Here is a 15765-nt window from a genome sequence, read left to right on the forward strand (position 1 = left end):
AGAGAAAGGTTGGATACCGATGAAAATTGTTGCGGTTACCTCATGTCCTTCGGGAGTGGCTCATACTTATATGGCTGCTGAAGCTTTGAAAATTTCCGGCAAGAAGGCCGGAGCGGAGGTGCGCGTCGAAACCCAGGGCGGATCGGGCATTGAGGATGCGCTAACGGCCAAGGAGATTGAAGCAGCCGACTTTGTCGTACTGACCAAAGATATCTCCATCAAGGGAGAGGAACGGTTCCAGGGCAAGATGGTGGTCCGGGTAGCAGTAGCCGATGCGGTGAAGAAATCGGATCAGATTATCGGCAAGCTCCGTGAAAAATATGAGCAGCTGAACGCCAAGTGAGTTCGTTATAGGAAAGAAGGGGTCCGAGCGGCTGCAAGCGTTATGCGGAATCCCGGCTTCAGCCGGAAGGCAGTGACTCCGATAGCGCCATCGCCGGTGAACCAAAAAATCCCCGTTCCGAGGGAACGGGGAAGGGATAGTTTGAACACCGAGAGGGAGGGAACTGCGGGTAATGCTTGCGGCTGCGGCGTAGGATGCTAGAAATCGGAAGTGGCGATTTGGATGAAGCCGAAGACCGGGCCGGCGGCGGTAGCGAGCAGAGCGGCGACAAGAAGCAGTTTAACCGAGAGCGTCAGGCTGTTGCCAGCGGGAATCGTGTAGGTGATAACCGGAGCGTCGACGCGGGTGATGACCAGATTGACAGGGAAAGTGGAGTTGTTCTGTACAGTAACGGCTGCGTTGATTCCACCTGCGAGATTCTCATAGTAGGATTTGCCGACGCCTGTTGCGAGATTGAAGAACTGCTGCGGTAACAGAATAGCCATCTCGGAATACCTCCTTTGCTGTTTGATAGTACATGGTATGCTCAAAATCTAGCAAAGCGGCGACGAATGGCATAGCTTGTTCGCACATTTTGATAGAAAGGGTATTCCGCTGAGTTTCCCTTCCTGACGAAAAAGCCCCCAATCCCTTTACAGCAAGGGATTGGGGGCTTTGCAGGCTTTGCACTGATTCGCTATTGCGCCATCAGTGAGGTCATTACCCGGTGTAAAAGTAAGAGGCTAGCGAAGAAGCGCCGGGTCGATCCGGGGAACAAGCCCTTCAGCGGCCGCACGGTCCAGCAGGCTGGAAATGGCATTATATCCGCTATCGCCCAGCTCCATCGTAAAATCGTTCACATAGAGGTCGATATGTGATCTGGCCACCTGCGGCGACAGCTCCTGCGCGTGGCTCAGCACGTAATCCTGCGAGGCTTCCGGGTGATCCCACGCATAGCGCAGCGATGCCTGAATCCAGCCGCTGACAGCTCCGGCGTCCAGGTCCCGGCGGGCGATAATGGCGCCGAGCGGGATCGGAAGTCCCGTATCGGTCTCCCACCAGCTTCCCAAATCTACGAGCATATGAAGGCCGTAAGTAGAGTAGGTGAAGCGGGCCTCGTGGATGACCAGTCCCGCGTCGATGATGCCGTCTCTCACAGCCGGCATGATTTCGTGGAACGGCATGACGACGATCTCGCCCACTCCGCCCGGAACATGGCTGGCCGCCCATAGGCGGAACAGCAAATAGGCAGTGGAGCGTTCGCTCGGCACGGCGACCCGCCGCCTTGACAGCTCTTCCGGACGACAGATGGCGCCTGCTCCGCCGCTTGTCAGCAGCAGCGGGCCGCAGCCCCGGCCAAGCGCGCCTCCGCAGGGCAGGAGCTTGTACCGCTCCAGCACCCAGGGCAGAGCGGCATAGGATATCTTGAGCACCTCCGGCCCCGCGCCTTCGGCGGCGAGGCCGTTGGTGATGTCGATATCGGCATAGGTTACGTTCAGCTTGGGCGCACCGGGAATAAGCCCGGCGGCCCAGGCGTGAAAGACAAACGTATCATTGGGGCATGGCGAGTAAGCAATATTCAATTCTGCGGTCATTTCAGCACCTCCGATAGTATGGGCCCGGCGGCGGCGAGGGCGGCAAGCGCCTCGCCGATCCGCCAGGCGTCCCGGTCGCGCGGCCCGACCGGGTTCGAAATGGCGCGAATCTCCAGCACCGGGAGATTCAGCGCCGCTGCGGCTGCGGCAACTCCGCAGCCTTCCATGGCCTCGGCGGCCGCGCCGGGTACGCGCGCCGAGAGAGCGGCGGCCGTCTCAGCCGTGCCGGTCGCCGTCGAGACTGTGAGCACAGGTCCCGTGCTCACAGGGAGGCCCGCCGCTTCAAGCGCGGCGGCGAGCCTTGCCCCCCGGCCGGTGTCGGCCGGGTAGCGCACGCGGCCGAAGCCGAGCTCGTCGGCGCGGCGGAAGCCTTCTGCCGTCTCGGCTCCGAGATCGGCGAAGATCAGCTCGCTGGCTACGACCAGCGAGCCTACGGCGGCGCGGCCGGGGAAGCCGCCGCCGATGCCGGCGCTGACGACGCAGGCATAGCGTCCGGCGCCGGCGGCAAGGGCCGCGGCCGTGCCGGCGGCTGCTGCGGCCGGACCTGCCCCGGCCGCGATTACGGTGAAGCCGGGCGCGCCGCCGAGCCCGCGCATGACGGCGTCCGCTTCCGCTTCCACCGCCGTGACGATCAGGACGCCGGCCTCAGGCTCCAGCCTGCTATCGGACGGCTGCCCGATATAGTCCGGGCGGGGCCCCTTGGCATCGTTCATCAACAAAGCCTCCTTCGGCTCATTCTTTCTATAAATAAATAGATGCATAATGGTTGCATTTCGAAGAAAAGGATACACCCCTTTGCCGGGCAAGGTCAATTTAGCATAAATTTTAAACAAGGTGTTGACAATAGAAATAACGGGGTGTATATTTATCTTAAGTTAAAGATAATTAATTCAAAGATAAATGGCGGAGGTGAGAGGGAATGAGCGAAGCAAATGAGAAGCAGGTTGTAGCCGAAGAGACAAGCGGCCGGGATGAGGCGGCATCGCTTAAGCTATTTGTCGTATTGTCCAAAGCTTACCGGAGCCTGATGGACCGGGCGGTCAAGGACATGAAGAGCCACGGGCTGTCCTCCGCCGAGTTCATGGTGCTGGAGGTGCTGTACCACCGTACCCGAATCCCGCTCCAGCAGATCGGCGAGAAGATTCTCGTGACAAGTGGAAGCATCACCTACAATATCGATAAGCTAGAGAAGAAGGGGCTGCTGAAACGCGTGCCGTGCAGTGAGGACCGCCGCGTAACCTATGCCGAGATTACCGGAGAGGGCCGGGCGCTGTTCGACGAAATCTTTCCGAAGCATGTGGCGACGCTGCATGAAATGATGGGCGGACTGGATACGGCGGAGAAGGAGCAGGCGATCGGGATGTTAAAGCGTCTCGGCAAAGGGGCCGGCGCTTAGCAGGCCGCATATGCGGCCTAAGGATAAGGTCCCGTGAAACGCTAGGTTGCATGGGACCAGCGGAATCCCGCCTGGAATGAAGACAGACTGACGGCGGATAGCGAGAAAGGCTTTCTTTTTTGCCTAATATCTTAAAGTAAAGATTATTAAATCAAAGAGAATGGAGACGATCTAAAATGGTAAGTGTAGGATTATTGCTGATTCGGTTATTTATTGGTATTGCGTTTATCGGTCATGGGGCTCAGAAGCTGTTCGGCTGGTTCGGCGGTTACGGACCTAAGGGAACGGGCGGCTGGATGGAATCCGTCGGCATCAAGCCCGGCGTGGCGATGGCGGTGCTGGCAGGCGTGCTGGAGCTGGGCGGGGGACTGCTGCTGGCGCTCGGATTGTTCACTCCGGTCGGAGCCGTGATGCTGGTTCTGGCGATGGCGGGAGCGCTGAAGGTTCATGCCGGCAACGGCTTCTGGGCTACAGCGAACGGTTATGAATACCCGCTTACGCTGCTTGTAGTCGCAGCTGCCATCGCGCTCTCGGGTCCGGGCTCGCTGTCTCTGGATCATCTGCTGTTCTAATTTAATCATGTGGCCATCGGGCCGGAAAAGGGGAATAAATCATGAAGCTTCAAACAGCTGGCATTCATCATATTACGGCGTTCGTGCAAGACGCGCAGCGCAATGCGGACTTCTATGCAGGCATTCTGGGACTTCGTCTGGTGAAAAAAACAATCAACTTCGACGCTCCCGAGGTCTATCATCTGTACTTCGGCAATGAGGCCGGAGCGCCGGGCACGATCATTACCTTCTTCCCGTCTCCTGTGGGGCGTAAGGGCCGGATCGGCAGCGGGCAGGTTGGCGTAACGGTGTATGCGGTCCCCGTCGGCTCACTCTCCTTCTGGGAGGAACGGCTGAATGCTTATGACATTCCGGTTACGAAAACCCAGCGGATCGGCGAGACGTACTTGTCGCTGGCCGATTATGACGGCCTGCGTATTGAACTGGTCGAACGCGAGGAAGGCCCGCTGAGCACCTGGTCGTTCGGCGGCGTCCCGGCTGAGCACGCCATCAAGGGATTCGGCGGGGCTGTGCTGTACAGTGCAGCTCCTGCGAGCACCGCGGATGCACTCGTGCACACGCTTGGCTTTGAACGTGTAGCTGCCGGAGACGGGTATGTACGCTTCCGGTCAGCGGGTCCTCTGGGCAATGTGGTCGATATCAAGACCGATCCGTTGCCGCTCGGCGCCGGAGGAAGCGGCACCGTGCACCATATCGCCTGGCGGGCGAAGGATGATGCGGAGCAGCTGGAATGGCAGGATTTCGTGGCAAGCCGGGGCTTCCACCCGACACCGGTTCAGGACCGTCAATACTTTAACGCGATCTACTTCCGCGAGTCGGGCGGCATCCTGTTCGAAATCGCGACCGATCCGCCCGGATTCGCCAATGACGAAGAGCCGGATAAGCTCGGACAGAAGCTTATGCTCCCGTCCTGGTATGAGCCGCATCGCGCGGCGATCGAGAGCAATCTGGCGCCCTTTACGGTGCGCGAGCTGGAGGTGAAGCGTCAATGATTCATATCTTCAAGCCCGGAAGCGATGCTTCGAAGCCGACTCTCGTCCTGTTCCACGGAACTGGCGGCAATGAGCGGGACCTGCTCCCGCTTGGCGAGATGCTGTCACCGGGATCGGCCCTCCTGGGCATTCGGGGCAATGTGTCGGAGAACGGGATGCCCCGCTTCTTCCGCCGCCTGGCGGAAGGGGTGTTCGACGAGGAGGATATTGTCTTCCGGACACATGAAGTGAAGCAGTTTCTGGATGAGGCTGCGGCCAAGTACAATCTGGACGCATCCAATCTGACGGCTGTCGGCTATTCCAATGGAGCCAATATCGCGGGCAGTCTGCTGATGCATTACGGCAGCCTCTTCTCATCGGCGGTGCTGCTGCACCCGATGGTTCCGCTGCGCGGCATGAACCTGCCCTCTCTTGAAGGGACGCCGGTCTTCATCGGCGCCGGCCTCAATGATCCGTTGATCCGTAAGGAGGAGACGGAGGAGCTTCAGGGGCTTCTCGAAGGAGCGGGCGCGGAAGTAACCGTTCACTGGGGCAATCAGGGCCACCGGCTGAGCGCCGCCGAAGCCGAAGCGGCCCGGCTGTGGCTGGAGCGCCGGAACCGCTGAGCCGCTATGCGATCGAGCGGTGAGGCCATTGAGCCCCTGAAGCGATCGAGCCGCCGGGCTGCCCGGGCAGCATCTCAAGCGGTGCTGGCCCATCCGGGGCCTGGAAGTCCAGGCCCGTTAATATAAAAAGAACGCAGACAAGGGACAGCTTGCCCCGAGTCTGCGTTTTTGCGTGTGTCTGCAAGGGTTGGTACATGATTATGATGGAACTGCTTATGAGGCTGTGGCGGCTGTGGTAGCGGCTTGGGAGGTCGGCAGTCCGGGTATAGTGGACTTGTGGCGCTGCTGACAGGCCGCTTCAAGCCGTTCCTTTTTCCCTGGAGTCCATCCAGTCGAGCAGCATATCCAGCGGCAGCGGCCGGCTGAAAAAGTAGCCCTGCACGGCGTCACAGTCCAATGCCCGAAGAACTTCGGCCTGACCGGCGGTCTCCACGCCTTCGGCGACAACCTGCTGGTTCAGGCTGTGAGCCATCACAATCATCGCCTGGACAATGTTGCGGGCATTGGAATTGCCGTCAATCCCGTCAATCATGGACTTGTCGATTTTAAATACCTGGAACGGCAGGCTTTGAATAACCGAGAAGGTCGAATAGCCGGTGCCGAAGTCGTCCATCGCCAATTGAATGCCCATGTCGGCCAGCTCGCGGAACTGCCGCAGCTGCTGCTCCCTCTGAACCATATGGGTGCTCTCTGTTACCTCCAGCTGCAGGAGCCGGGGCGGGTACCCGGTTTCGGCAAGAATGGCCTTCAGGTCCTCCACATAATCGCCGGCCGCCAGCTCTTTATTGGATACATTGACAGAGATCGCAAGCTCATCTCTTCCCGCTTGGAGCCAGGAGCTTCCTATCCGGCAAGCTTTCTCCAGAACCCGCCGTCCGAGCGGCACGATAAGTCCCGATTCTTCCGCATAGGGGATGAACACGGAGGGGGGCAGAACCGACCCGTCCGGCTGAATCCAGCGGACCAGGGCTTCCACGCCCCAAATCCCCCCGGTTGCCAAGTCGATCTGAGGCTGAAAATACAGTCTGAACCGGTTCTCCCTCAAAGCGCCCTTTATCTCCTGGCCGAGTATTAAACGGTTTTCCTGCCTATGTTTAAGCTCCTCCGTGAACATGCGGTACTGTCCGCGGCCGTGCCGCTTGGCCTCATTTAGCGCCAAATCGGCGTATTGAAGCAGCTGCTCCGGGCTAGAGGCGTACGGCCGGGACAGGCAGATGCCAATACTGGCCGACACGGTAAACGACTCTTGCATATAGACAAAAGGCTCTTTCAATCCTTTAAAAATGGCTACACAGGTCTCTTCGGCAATCTCCCGCTGAGTCCCTTTGAACAGGAGCGCGAATTCATCTCCGCCCAATCGGGATATGAGCCGGGCCGATGCGGCGCTCCGCGAAAGGACACATCCGACATGCTGCAGCAGCAGGTCGCCGACATGATGCCCCCGGGCATCGTTCAGGTCTTTGAAGTAATCAAGATCAAGTTGAATCAGACTGACAGTTTCTCCGTCCTGCTCCCCCATCGCCAGCAGATCCGAGAGCGCCTCCTGAAATTTTCTGCGGTTGCCAAGGCCGGTCAGCGGATCGTTGTAGGCCATGTAGATGATGCGTTCCTCCGCCTTGATGTGGTCTGTTATGTCCCGTATCAATACGTATTCAAAGGGCTCTCCGCCCGACTCGATCCTTTCGTGCTCGGTCTGGAGGATTCGGGGCTTGCTGCCGGATACCGAGGTTATCCGGAAGTTCTCCTTATCCCGGTCCCCCGCAAGGCTGCCTTGTTCATAGGGAGGGGCCAGCCGCTCAAATTTCTGGTGCAGGAAGTCAGCCTCCCGCAGTCCGAACAGCGTCAGCGCGGCGGAATTGGCCTCGATGATTCGTCCGTACCGGTTCAGCAGCACGATGGCGATGGGGGAACGGTCGTACAGCACCTTGTATTTTCGTTCGATGGTAGGCAGAAGCTCGTAGCGGACCATCCCGTAACGGATCATGAAGGCGAACAGAATCAAGCCAAGCGTGCTCGGTTCAGGCATGTTGAAGCTTTCGGAGGTCATAAAATATGGGTTGAAGCTGACGAGCCCTATACCGGAGATCCCGCCGTAGAGATATGCCAGCAGAAGCAGTCGCAGCTGTTTGCGTTTTTGGGTTAGCCCGCTGCGTTTTACATAGGTCATGCCCTGATAGAGAAAGTAGAGGCAGGCGCCAAACGTATAGACCGCCGATACCATCACGGCATTGAATGCTGCGGGGCTTGGCATCACATCGGTCCACGGCCCCCTTTGTGTGACGTCGACATACACATAGGAGGAGGGCATAATCAGAAACAAGGCGCAGAATGCAGGCGAATAGCCGAATAATACAATTCGTGCCCTTGACCAATGATCAAAACGGTCCGTCATTCGCATAATGAGATGTATCGAAAATGACATCATTAATAAGGCCGGGACCAGCTTCATCCAGATCGTTACGGCCGGGGCAAATTCGGCCGGGATCAGATTGATCAGCGCATCGGCCAGAAAGAATACCATGATCGTGTAGAACAATCCGGAATAAAGCCGGTTCAGGGCGGTGCGGTTGCGAAGACCGGTCTCGACCGCAATATAAAAGAAGAACCCTGTCGGAATCATGAAGCATAGCAGGGAAAGCAGATACAGCCAACCGGACATAGCAGCACACCTCGCAGATAAGGCTGAATCACTGGACAAGCTCTACTGTCTATATCGTCTTTTTGTATGGAAGAATGGATAGAAAGATAACAATTTTTGTTAATCTTTTTACATAGCATTTATGCTCAGTGGTCTTCTGACTCCAGATAAGGGTTGAGCATTGATAACGGCAGGGAAGCAGGGATGAGATATGACGCATAAAAAAACAGGACATGACCGGGCATTTGCCCGTCATGTCCCGCCTCTGAGAGGTGAAACCGGTTCTGGAACAGGTTTGTTACGCGTGCTCCGGCACTTCCGCAATCGAGTGTCCGGCATCGGCATCCTGCGCTGTATGCCGCGACGCATCCAGCATGATTTTGATCAGCAGGACGCACATGGCGATGTTAAGCAGCGCCGAGAAGAACATCAGGAAGCCGACATGGCCGTCGGTGCTTGTATAGCCGTAATAGACGGCGTAAGTATTCATGAAGATCGTGGCGCTGAAGCCGAAGGCGAGCCACAGAAGCCGTCTGTCCTTAAGCTGGCCGTAGGCCAGGAGCGCCAGAGCCGCTGCCGGGAACAGATACCGTTCGTGCATGCTTGACGAGAAGGTGAATACTCCGGCAATCAGCAGCAGGGCCGAGAGGGAAGCGAACGCCACCTTCCGGCTTCGGAGGTAGAGCCAGCCCGACAGCAGCGTAGCCAGAACGATAAAGATCATGCCCCAGGCGTGATAGCTGAAAATGACGAACGTCGACGACGAGTCCTTGTAGTTCGCCCCGAGAAGCCCGAACAGGTTGAAGCCGTTCACCGAAGCGTATGGGTACTCGTTCACGGTTCCGGTATAGAGGTCGTACAGCCACATCGGGCTTCGGCTTCCCGTAAAGGGCAGCGCCACGACAACCGCGGCAGCGACCGCAATCGCGGCGGATTTCAGCCACGGGCCGATGGATCGCGCTGTCAGCAGCGCGAACAGCAGCACCGGCGTGTAAATGATGCCCTGCGGCTTCATCAATACCGCCAGCGCGAAGAACAGGGAAGCCCAGCCCAGCTTCCGGCTGCACAGCGCCCAGATGGCGGCGGCCACAATCATGGTGAAGAAAGAGTCGACCTGTCCCCAGAATGTGGCGTTGATCAATACGGCCGGGTTGAACATGTAGAAGACCGCAATCAGTACTGCCGTCTCCGCTTTGAGCAAGCGGGAGGCCGCCTTGTACAGCAGGAAGGCGGTGACTGCGTCCGCAATGATCGAGGGGAGCTTGATCAGCGTAAGCAGATAAGGCTCGATATGCGGCAGCGTCACGAGCTTGCCTGTCGCCCACAGAATGTACATATACAGCGGCGGGTAATCGCTGGAGCTGTTCTCGTAGAAGCTTCCGAGTCCCTTGGCCGCCGCTTCCGCCCAGGTGGTGAAGAAGCGGATATCTCCACGGTAGCCGGAGATCCAGGGAGCCGCCGCCAGCTTCAGGCAGAATCCGGCCGCCAGCAGCAGCAGGACGACGGTTCCCTTGCGGGATTCGCCGATGATGAACTTGCCTTTGCGGGCATAGTAGAAGGCTGCGCCCAGCAGTCCGGCGAAGAGCGCCGCGTAGATGGCCAGCGCCGTGCCGTACTGGCCGTCGCTGCCGAAGCCGCCACCGAAGCCTCCGCTCTGACGGCCGCTGAAGCCGCCGTTCATGCCGCCTTGGCGGGAGAAGCCGCTTGCGCCGCCCGGATTCTGATTCTGGCCGTTATTGCCTTGCGCGCCTGCTTCGCCGCCGAAGCCCGCAGGCCCGCCGGAAGCCGAGCTGCCGGAATCCCCTGGCGTGCCGCTGCCGGAAGCGATGCCCTGCTGGCTCTGTGAGCCGGAGCCGCTCTGCGGATCGGCTGACCCGCTTTGGGAGCCTGCGGCGCTCAGCGAGTCAGTCGCTGCATCTTGCGCTCCGCCGACTCCGTTTGGCGCGCCTGCGCCACTCTGCGAGCCGCTCGCACCCGCGCCAGGCGAACCAGCGCCTGTGCCGCCCTGCAGGTTCGCTGCTCCACCTTGAAATCCTGCGCCGCTCTGCGAGCTGTCCGCCGCCTCGCCCGGCGCGGTATTTTGCCGGTATCCGCCCTGCCTTCCGCCCTGGAAGCCGCCTTCCGTTCCGCCGGGGCTGAAGCCTCCTTGTCTGCCCCCCTGTTGAAACCCGGATGGCGAACTGCCGGCTGTGCTTCCGTCCACATGCGCGAGCGAGTATATCAGGATGCCAAGACTTACCGCCAGCACAAGCGACAGGCCGGCGATCCATTTATGCTGTCTAATCCCATTCACAGCTTTCACTCCTCTTATCCAAGTGCTGGGGTTATTATACAGGCGATAGCTTAAGATATCCTGAATCCTGGAAGTTCTTATTGAACTCTCATTGAACTCTCATTGAATTCTCATTGAATTTCAGGACGGGCTTCGGGTAGTATGAAGAAATATGGATTTTCAGAATACCCGGCCTAGCGCGCCGGCTGCAGCAGAAAGGCAGATAAGAAGATGAGCATCAAATCAACCGCTTTGGATGTACAAGCCATCCGGGCCTCCAGAAAGCTGAGACTTCAGCTTGCGGGCATTCTGGGGGCAATCGCCACGATCGGCCCGCTGTCGATCGACATGTATTTGCCCGCTCTCCCGGAGCTGGAGCGATCATTCGCCACCTCCGCCACTTTTGTCCAGCTCAGTCTGAGCTGCTTCCTGATCGGACTGGCACTGGGCCAGCTGTTTGCCGGTCCACTGAGCGATGTGTACGGACGCCGCCGGCCCCTAATGATTGGTATGGCGGTATACGCGCTGTCGTCGCTGCTCTGCGCCTTCAGCCTTTCCATCGGCGTCCTGGTCGTGCTTCGTCTGATCCAGGGCTTGTCGGGCTCGGTCGGCGTTGTCATTTCACGCGCAGCCGTCCGCGACCTGTATTCGGGCTCAGAGCTTACCCGGTTCTTCGCCCTGCTGATGATCGTCAACGGCCTGGGGCCGATCGCGGCTCCGGTTATCGGAGGCCAGCTGCTCCGGTTTACAACCTGGCAGGGGGTCTTCCTCGTGCTGTTCGGGGCGGGCGTGCTGTTCTGCCTCATGATCTGGCTTCGCCTGCCGGAGACGCTGGCGCCAGAACGCCGCTCGCATGGCGGACTTTACGGTACCGTCGCTTCCTTCGGCAAGCTGCTGCGCAACCGCACCTTTATGGGGTATGTTCTGTCCCAGAGCTTTGTGAATGGCGCGATGTTCGCCTACATATCAGGGTCGTCCTTTGTTCTGCAAAATATTTTCGGCGTATCTCCGCAGATGTACAGCCTGATCTTTGCCGTCAACGGACTCGGCATCATCATCTCCGGCCAGATCGCGGGACGCCTGTCCGGCAGACTGGGTGAAGCCCGGCTGTTGGTGTGGGGGCTCATTCAGTGCGCGCTTGGCGGTCTGCTGCTCCTGTTCGCCATTCTGACCTCGGCCGGACTGCCGCTTATGCTGCCGGCCCTGTTCGCCGTCGTCTCCAGCGTCGGCATGGTCGGCACGACCACGTTCTCGCTGGCGATGCAGGACCAGGGCGACCGGGCGGGCAGCGCCTCTGCGATGCTCGGCCTTCTGCCGCTTCTGACAGGCGGGCTGATCTCCCCGCTCGTTGGTCTGGGCGGCGGCGATACGGCTCTGCCCATGGCCGCCATTATTGCGGCTGCCGGTATCTGCTCGCTGCTCTGCTACAGCCTGCTGGTGAGAAGGAGGGGCGCTGATGGGCCGTAAAGATCTGTTTGGCCTGGTGCTCCTGGCCCTCATCTGGGGCTCGTCGTTTCTCTTCATGAGAATCTCTTCTCCGGTGCTGGGTCCCGTGCTTACGACCGAGCTGAGAGTAGCCATAGCCGCGGCGGCTCTGCTGCTGTACGCGCGGCTTGCGGGAATCAAGCTCGATATCCGGGGGAACTGGAAGGCGTATCTGCTCCTCGGCGGGCTGAACGCCGCGCTGCCCTTTACGCTGATCAGTGCGGCTGAGCTGCATCTGAATGCTTCCCTTGCTGCGATTCTCAATGCGACTACACCGATATTTGCGACGCTTGCGGCCTGGTGGACAGGCGGAGAGCGGCCGGGCCTGAACCGGGCGATTGGACTGGTGCTCGGACTCGGCGGCGTTGCCGTGCTTGTCGGCTGGAGCCCCGAGCCGCTGGACCGGGCAATGATCGTATCCGTCCTGTTCTCACTGGGCGCCGCGCTAGCCTACGGTTTCGGAGGTCTGTACGCCGCCCGGGTTGGCAAGGGCGTGCCGCCGCTGACGGTGGCCACCGGCCAGCAGCTCGGCGCTGCGATATGCCTGCTGCCGTTTCTTCCCGCCGTGCCTCCGAGGGAGGTGCCGGGCGCTCTCGTCATCTTGTCCATCCTCGCGCTTGCACTGGTCTGCACCGCTTTCGCCTATCTGCTCTACTTCCGGCTGATCGCAAGCATCGGGCCTGTCAAGACTGTCAGCGTGACTTTCCTGGTGCCGGTGTTCGGCATATTCTGGGGCGCTCTTTTTCTGAAAGAGAGCATCTACTTGACGACTGTAGCAGGTCTCGCGGTCATTCTGGCGGGAATCGCTCTGATTAGCGGGCGCGTGCGAAAGCCCGGAGAGAAGACAGCGAAAACGCATGACCTGTAGGTACAGAGCCGGTCTCCCGTGTGAGAGCGGCTCATTTTTTCACGCAACCTTGCCGGATCTCAAGCATTAAGCAAACATTCAGCCCGTCTTAAGCTTGTCCAATGCAAAAAGGGTTATAATGGAAGAAGTACATGAAGGAGGGATTGAAATGAACATATCATCAGCCACATCGGTGCAGTCCTACAGCAGTTCGGCAGGCTCCTCGAGCAGCACATCCAGACAAATAGCCCAGTTGGAGAAGCAGAAGTCGAAGCTGGAGGACGATCTCAAGAAGCTGGATTCCAGCAAAGAGGATGAAAAGACCAAGCAATTGAAGCAGCAGCAGCTTACTATGCAGATTAAGCTGCTGGATGCCCAGATCGCCCAATTGAAGCAGCAAGAAGCCGCTAACGCCTCCGGGAAATCGGCGGAAATAAGCGAAGCGTCGGGATCAAGCCAGGTGCTGGATGCGGAGGCCGCCAAGACAGCGACTACGGACAGCGAAGGGCACTTCGACGCTCGCGTATAACGGGCCGGCGGCTTGGAGTGATAAGAGGCCGTTGATGAGGGGCCACGCAATACATAGATAGATCGTATCATGCTGATCGATGGATTCCAGCTTTGAAATCGCACTATGGAGGCAAAAAGCCAATGTTGATGAGCTGCTAGCTTCCAGCAGAATGTCGGGCCTGTAGGACCGGGGGAGGGCTTAACCGGCCGCTTCAAGAATGAATAAACTTCCCGCATCCACCTTCTCCAATACCGCCAAGAACCGTCTGCATCTTCCTGATCCGGGACATGTAGGCGGTTTTCTGTAATTTGCAAATGTGGCGTCTTTTTAACAATCGAAAAAATTTATGGGTTTTGTGAAAGAAAGCGCATACATGAATAGACTCCGGCAATGTTAGTATGGTTATGCACGACTCTAACAAACGGGGGGATTGGAGTATGAAGAAGACAACAGCATGGGCCGCGCTCGCTCTGATGATGGCGATAGGTCTGACCGCTTGCGGGAACAGCAATAATGCGTCGAAGTCCAGCGCTGAGCCGAGCGTCAAGCCGGCGGAGAGCGCAGCGGCAACGGCGGCGCCTTCCGCCGCTACGGCCGAGGGTGCCTTCAAGGACGGCGTCTACAAGGCCCAGTATGACCGCAACGATGTGCGGAACTGGAAAGCTTATGTAGAGCTCACGGTTGAGGGAGGCAAAATCACCAAAGCCTACTATGACTATTCCAATGATGCGGGCGAGCTGAGAAGCAAGAACGAAGCTTATATCAAAGGCTTCTCCGCAGCCAACAAATTTACGCCGCGCGAAGCGTTCGACAAGCTCGGGGAGGAGCTGGTTGCTTCGCAGAACGCTGAAGTGGATGCCGTCTCGGGAGCGACGCACTCCTCCAGAAACTTTAACGAGCTGGCTGCTGCCGCTCTGGAGAAGGCGAAGGCCGGGGATACCGCGGCTGCCGTTGTGCCGCTGTACGAGGACGGAACATATAAGGTAAGCGCCGATGCGTTCGACGACCATGGTTGGAAGCCGCAGCTGGATCTTGAAATCAAGGATCATCAAATTGCAGGCGTCCAGTTCGACTATGTGAACAAGGATGGCAAGCTGAAGACCGAGGATGCGGATTACAAGGCGGCGATGGAGGCCAAGAGCAAGACGTATCCGGCCAAATATACGGAGGAACTGGAGAAGCAGCTGATCGATAAGCAGCAGATCGGCTCTGTGGACGCTGTAAGCGGGGCGACGACCTCCTCCAATAACTTCAAGGCGCTGGTGGAATATGCGCTCGATGATATGGCGGAGATCGGCGATACGTCGCCTGCCGCCATCAAGATTGAAGAGTAATACGGACGGCACCGGGTCTCCCGCAATTCGGGAGATGTATGGTGGGGAGCCGTATGATGACATGAAGCCTGCCTGGACTTTGGGTCCGGGCAGGCTTTTTGCCGTGAGGCTTGAAGACAGAGGGAGAGCTTACCCGTACAGGGATATGCCGTACAACAGCGCTGCGGCGAGCAGTACGATGATCAGGGCGAGCGTGTCTTTCCGCCGCCATTTCAGCTGAAGCCAGGGAGTGCGGGGCTTGTCCGGATCATAGCCTCTTGCCTCGATGGCGGTGGACAGCTCATCGCCCATGGTAATGACCTGCAGCACAAGAGGAACGGCCATCAACGAGAGCCGTCTTGGCGTCCACCGCGCCGGTCCGCGCCGCTTGCGCCCTCCCCGCGAAGCCAGTGCAAGGCGAAGTTCATCCACAGTCCCGAGCACCCAGGGTACGAACTGAAGCGTGACGGATACGGCCAGCGACCAATTCCGAGTACGGACGCCGAATCTGCGCAGCGGGGAGATGACCCACTCCAGCCCTTCCCGCAGCGGGGCGCCTGACGTCGTCTCCGTGAAGATAAAGCCGAGCGACATAAGCAGCAGGAGCTTCAGCACAGCGAGGCCGCCCTTCTCGGCGCCCTCCGCCGAGAAGGCCAGACTGCCGGAGGATGTGCTCCAATAGAAGGCGGACAGCAGCCACAGCAGCAGGAACATGGGCAGGAACGGCCGGTAGAACCAGCGGGCCCGCTTCCGCGAGATCCCCCCTGCGGCCAGCAGCGCCCCGGTCATCAGAGCGGCGAGGATGAGCGGGAGGAAGTCCTTCATGCCCAGAAGGACTAGCGACCCCAGCGCCATGGCCAGCCACTTGACGCGGGGGTCCAGCGACCGGACCTTGGCCCCGGTCATCGGCCTGACCGCCGGCTTGTCCAGACCGCCGGCGGGCTGCCCGGACGCATCTGCCGCGTCCGGGAGCATCGCGCGTCCGCCGCCTCCGGACGCGCTCCCGCCGGGCGGCGGCGCGCCAAGCGGTGCCGCCGCGGCGTCCCGGGGACGCTTCGCGCCGTCCCCGGGATAGGCCAGCCGGCCCGCAAGCGCGTCCGGCAGCCCGGCAGTGCTCGCGGGCAGCGCGTCCAGCAGCCCGCGCTCCATCAGCATCCGGCCGATCCGGATATAGGCCGGAGGGGCAAGCCCCGCGTCTTCGAGCACGCGGGGCTCTT

Annotated in this window: 15 protein-coding genes; 9 read left to right on the top strand and 6 right to left on the bottom strand. The window is 59.3% G+C overall.

Annotated features, from left to right (window positions below; translation table 11 throughout):
* Window positions 1-19 precede the first annotated feature (19 nt).
* Window positions 20-343 carry a PTS fructose-like transporter subunit IIB gene (locus KIH86_RS29155; protein WP_223081411.1) on the top strand — a complete coding sequence of 108 codons (324 nt, stop codon included), beginning with the start codon at window positions 20-22 and terminating at the stop codon, window positions 341-343.
* A gap of 197 nt (window positions 344-540) precedes the next feature.
* Here the strand turns inward: KIH86_RS29155 and KIH86_RS29160 are convergent, their stop codons facing one another.
* The 3 genes from KIH86_RS29160 to KIH86_RS29170 form a co-directional block, all read right to left on the bottom strand.
* Window positions 541-828 carry a hypothetical protein gene (locus KIH86_RS29160; RefSeq protein WP_223081410.1) on the bottom strand — a complete coding sequence of 96 codons (288 nt, stop codon included), beginning with the start codon at window positions 826-828 and terminating at the stop codon, window positions 541-543.
* A gap of 237 nt (window positions 829-1065) precedes the next feature.
* Window positions 1066-1905, bottom strand: a complete 840-nt coding sequence (locus KIH86_RS29165) for a 1,4-dihydroxy-6-naphthoate synthase (protein ID WP_223081643.1) — start codon at window positions 1903-1905, stop codon at window positions 1066-1068.
* 8 nt (window positions 1906-1913) lie between these two features.
* Complete coding sequence (locus KIH86_RS29170; protein ID WP_223081409.1) at window positions 1914-2630, bottom strand: futalosine hydrolase; 717 nt, start codon at window positions 2628-2630, stop codon at window positions 1914-1916.
* A gap of 206 nt (window positions 2631-2836) precedes the next feature.
* Between KIH86_RS29170 and KIH86_RS29175 the strand changes: the two genes are divergently transcribed.
* The 4 genes from KIH86_RS29175 to KIH86_RS29190 all read left to right on the top strand — a co-directional run bounded on the left by KIH86_RS29175 (window position 2837) and on the right by KIH86_RS29190 (window position 5482).
* Window positions 2837-3313 (top strand): MarR family winged helix-turn-helix transcriptional regulator, encoded by a 477-nt coding sequence (locus tag KIH86_RS29175; RefSeq protein WP_223081408.1) that lies wholly within the window; start codon window positions 2837-2839, stop codon window positions 3311-3313.
* Between the two features lie 176 nt (window positions 3314-3489).
* Complete coding sequence (locus tag KIH86_RS29180; RefSeq protein WP_223081407.1) at window positions 3490-3885, top strand: DoxX family protein; 396 nt, start codon at window positions 3490-3492, stop codon at window positions 3883-3885.
* A gap of 41 nt (window positions 3886-3926) precedes the next feature.
* The gene (locus tag KIH86_RS29185; RefSeq protein WP_223081406.1) at window positions 3927-4877 is read left to right on the top strand and encodes a ring-cleaving dioxygenase; all 951 of its coding nucleotides are present in this window, start codon (window positions 3927-3929) and stop codon (window positions 4875-4877) included.
* Window positions 4874-5482 (top strand): alpha/beta hydrolase, encoded by a 609-nt coding sequence (locus KIH86_RS29190; protein WP_223081405.1) that lies wholly within the window; start codon window positions 4874-4876, stop codon window positions 5480-5482. The genes KIH86_RS29185 and KIH86_RS29190 overlap by 4 nt, the downstream gene beginning before the upstream one ends.
* A 298-nt stretch (window positions 5483-5780) precedes the next feature.
* Here KIH86_RS29190 and KIH86_RS29195 read toward each other — a convergent pair whose 3' ends face one another.
* Together KIH86_RS29195 and KIH86_RS29200 are read right to left on the bottom strand one after the other, a co-directional pair.
* Window positions 5781-8141: a putative bifunctional diguanylate cyclase/phosphodiesterase gene (locus KIH86_RS29195; protein ID WP_223081404.1), complete on the bottom strand. Its 2361-nt coding sequence runs from the start codon at window positions 8139-8141 to the stop codon at window positions 5781-5783.
* A 277-nt stretch (window positions 8142-8418) separates the two neighbouring features.
* Window positions 8419-10413, bottom strand: coding sequence for a glycosyltransferase family 39 protein (locus tag KIH86_RS29200; RefSeq protein ID WP_223081403.1), 1995 nt, complete (start codon window positions 10411-10413; stop codon window positions 8419-8421).
* Between the two features lie 210 nt (window positions 10414-10623).
* Between KIH86_RS29200 and KIH86_RS29205 the strand changes: the two genes are divergently transcribed.
* The 4 genes from KIH86_RS29205 (at window position 10624) to KIH86_RS29220 (ending at window position 14569) form a co-directional block, all read left to right on the top strand.
* On the top strand, window positions 10624-11859 hold the full coding sequence (locus tag KIH86_RS29205) for a multidrug effflux MFS transporter (protein ID WP_223081402.1): 1236 nt from the start codon (window positions 10624-10626) through the stop codon (window positions 11857-11859).
* On the top strand, window positions 11849-12745 hold the full coding sequence (locus KIH86_RS29210; protein WP_223081401.1) for a DMT family transporter: 897 nt from the start codon (window positions 11849-11851) through the stop codon (window positions 12743-12745). Before KIH86_RS29205 ends, KIH86_RS29210 begins: the two co-directional genes overlap by 11 nt.
* Before the next feature lie 148 nt (window positions 12746-12893).
* Complete coding sequence (locus tag KIH86_RS29215; protein ID WP_223081400.1) at window positions 12894-13253, top strand: FlxA-like family protein; 360 nt, start codon at window positions 12894-12896, stop codon at window positions 13251-13253.
* A 419-nt stretch (window positions 13254-13672) separates the two neighbouring features.
* Window positions 13673-14569, top strand: a complete 897-nt coding sequence (locus KIH86_RS29220) for an FMN-binding protein (RefSeq protein WP_223081399.1) — start codon at window positions 13673-13675, stop codon at window positions 14567-14569.
* Between the two features lie 129 nt (window positions 14570-14698).
* On the opposite strand, the gene KIH86_RS29755 is transcribed toward KIH86_RS29220, so the two are convergent.
* Window positions 14699-15754, bottom strand: a complete 1056-nt coding sequence (locus KIH86_RS29755) for an energy-coupling factor transporter transmembrane component T (protein ID WP_235775683.1) — start codon at window positions 15752-15754, stop codon at window positions 14699-14701.
* Between the last annotated feature and the right edge of the window lie 11 nt (window positions 15755-15765).

The sequence above is a fragment of the Paenibacillus sinensis genome (assembly GCF_019904155.1).
GTDB classification, from domain to species: domain Bacteria; phylum Bacillota; class Bacilli; order Paenibacillales; family Paenibacillaceae; genus Paenibacillus_AQ; species Paenibacillus_AQ sinensis.

Bases quoted from the DNA above. Each gene is read 5' to 3' on its own strand.
- KIH86_RS29170 (WP_223081409.1), bottom strand. From the start codon at position 2,630: ATGAACGATGCCAAGGGGCCCCGCCCGGACTATATCGGGCAGCCGTCC.
- KIH86_RS29160 (WP_223081410.1), bottom strand. From the start codon at position 828: ATGGCTATTCTGTTACCGCAGCAGTTCTTCAATCTCGCAACAGGCGTC.
- KIH86_RS29220 (WP_223081399.1), top strand. From the start codon at position 13,673: ATGAAGAAGACAACAGCATGGGCCGCGCTCGCTCTGATGATGGCGATA.
- KIH86_RS29175 (WP_223081408.1), top strand. From the start codon at position 2,837: ATGAGCGAAGCAAATGAGAAGCAGGTTGTAGCCGAAGAGACAAGCGGC.
- KIH86_RS29185 (WP_223081406.1), top strand. From the start codon at position 3,927: ATGAAGCTTCAAACAGCTGGCATTCATCATATTACGGCGTTCGTGCAA.
- KIH86_RS29195 (WP_223081404.1), bottom strand. From the start codon at position 8,141: ATGTCCGGTTGGCTGTATCTGCTTTCCCTGCTATGCTTCATGATTCCG.
- KIH86_RS29215 (WP_223081400.1), top strand. From the start codon at position 12,894: ATGAACATATCATCAGCCACATCGGTGCAGTCCTACAGCAGTTCGGCA.
- KIH86_RS29210 (WP_223081401.1), top strand. From the start codon at position 11,849: ATGGGCCGTAAAGATCTGTTTGGCCTGGTGCTCCTGGCCCTCATCTGG.
- KIH86_RS29190 (WP_223081405.1), top strand. From the start codon at position 4,874: ATGATTCATATCTTCAAGCCCGGAAGCGATGCTTCGAAGCCGACTCTC.
- KIH86_RS29155 (WP_223081411.1), top strand. From the start codon at position 20: ATGAAAATTGTTGCGGTTACCTCATGTCCTTCGGGAGTGGCTCATACT.
- KIH86_RS29180 (WP_223081407.1), top strand. From the start codon at position 3,490: ATGGTAAGTGTAGGATTATTGCTGATTCGGTTATTTATTGGTATTGCG.
- KIH86_RS29205 (WP_223081402.1), top strand. From the start codon at position 10,624: ATGAGCATCAAATCAACCGCTTTGGATGTACAAGCCATCCGGGCCTCC.